We start from the raw sequence: 1,919 nt of genomic DNA on the forward strand, positions 1-1,919 counted from the left end.
CCCAGCACGTCAGCCCAGATTCGCGCCAGCGCGCGCTCGGTCGCCGTGCGCGGTGCGACGTAGCCCGTCTCCCCCCGGTTCGCCTCCGGCGCTGGCAGCGCACGCCGGTCCAGCTTGCCGTTCGGCGTCAGCGGCAGGCTGTCGAGTCGAACGAAGTGCGACGGCACCATGTAGTCGGGCAGTGTCTTGCGCAGATGCGCGCGCAGCGCAGACGCGTCGAGCGCTTCGCCCGCAACCAGATACGCCACCAGCCGCGCGTCGCCTGCCACCTCTTCGCGCGCCAGCACCACCGCCTCGCGCACGCCCTCATGCGCCACCAGCGCCGCCTCGATCTCGCCCGGCTCGATCCGGAAGCCGCGGATCTTGATCTGCTGATCGGCTCGCCCGACATAGTCCAGATTGCCGTCCGGCAGATGCCGCGCCAAGTCCCCCGTGCGGTACAGCCGGCTGCCGCGCGCGCCGAACGGATTCGGCACGAAACGCTCCGCGCTCAGCTCCGGACGATTCAGGTAACCCCGCGCCAGCCCCATCCCGCCGATATACAGCTCGCCCACCACCCCCACCGGCACCGGATGCCCCCGCCTATCCAGCAGGTAAATCTCCGTATTGGCGATCGGCCGCCCGATCGGCACGCCCTCGCCATGCGTCGTCAGCGCCGACGACGCCAGCGACAGCACCGCCGCGTTCACCGTGCTCTCACTCGGCCCGTACGCGTTGCTCCACTCCACGCCGCGCGTCCCCGCCCACTTCGTCCAGGCACGGTAGCGGCTCGCATCGGCCTTCTCCCCGCCCGTCGACACCCATTTCAGCGAGGCCGGCAACGCCACGCCGTGCGCCCCCCCGAACGACGCGACCCACTCATGCCAGAACGCCGTCGGCAGGTTCAGCGCGTCGATCCCCTCGCGCGCCACGAACTCGCTGAACGCTGCCCCCGGCAGGCGCAGCGGCTCCGGACACAGGGTCAGCGTCAGCCCCGCGATCAGCGCCGGATAGATCTCCTCCACCGACATGTCGAAGCTGATGCTCGCGAACTGCAGCAGATTGCGGCAGCCATGCCGCAGCAGCCCGCCTGCCTGGAAACCGGCCAGACTCGCCAGCGCACGATGCTCGATGGCCACGCCCTTCGGCTTGCCCGTCGAGCCCGAGGTGTAGATCACGTAAGCCAGATGCCCCGCCTGTGCGAGCGGCGCCGGCGGTGTCACCGGATACGCCTGCCATGCCGCGCTCTGGTCGTCGTCGAGCAGCACCAGCGGCACCTGCGTGCCGATGCGCCCGGCCAAGTCCGGCTGGCTTAGCACCAGCGCCGGTGCGGCGTCCTCGAGCATCAGCGCCAGCCGCTCGCGCGGATAGGCCGGGTCGAGCGGCACGTATGCGCCACCCGCTTTCAGTATCCCGAGCAGACCGACGATCATCGCGATCGAGCGCTCCACGCAAATCCCCACCAGCACGTCCGGCCCTACCCCCAGTGTGCGCAGGTGATGGGCCAGACGGTTCGCGCGTGCGTCGAGTTCGCCGTAGCTGAGTCGTTCGTCACCGCACACCAGCGCGATCGCCTCCGGCGTGCGGGCCGCCTGTGCCTCGAAGCGGGCATGCACCGTCGGCGCCTGCGCCTGCGGGCTGGCTGTAGGCGTGGGCGTGGCGCTCCAGTCTTCCAGCAACAGCCGGCGTTCGGCCTCCGGCATCATCGCCAGATCGCCCACCGGGCTGTCCGGGCGGGCCACAATGGCCTCCAGCAGTCTCACGAAGCGTGACGCGATGCGCTCGACCGTCTCGCGATCGAAGAGGTCCGTGTCGTATTCGAAGCTCGCCTCCAGGCCCTCGCCAACTTCCTCCACGTTCAGCGTCAGGTCGTACTTCGCGGTCGTCGCCTCGGCCTGCATCGGCTCGAGCCCCAGACCCGGCACGTCGATGCGGCCGAA

At 70.1% G+C, this 1,919-nt stretch carries 1 protein-coding gene; it reads right to left on the bottom strand.

The window, feature by feature from the left end:
- Positions 1–1,919, bottom strand: a 1,919-nt coding sequence (locus HB633_RS30480) for an amino acid adenylation domain-containing protein (protein WP_213781845.1), incomplete at both ends; no start/stop codon positions are given.

This window comes from Caballeronia sp. dw_276 (genome assembly GCF_018449635.1).
Classification (GTDB): Bacteria; Pseudomonadota; Gammaproteobacteria; order Burkholderiales; family Burkholderiaceae; genus Caballeronia.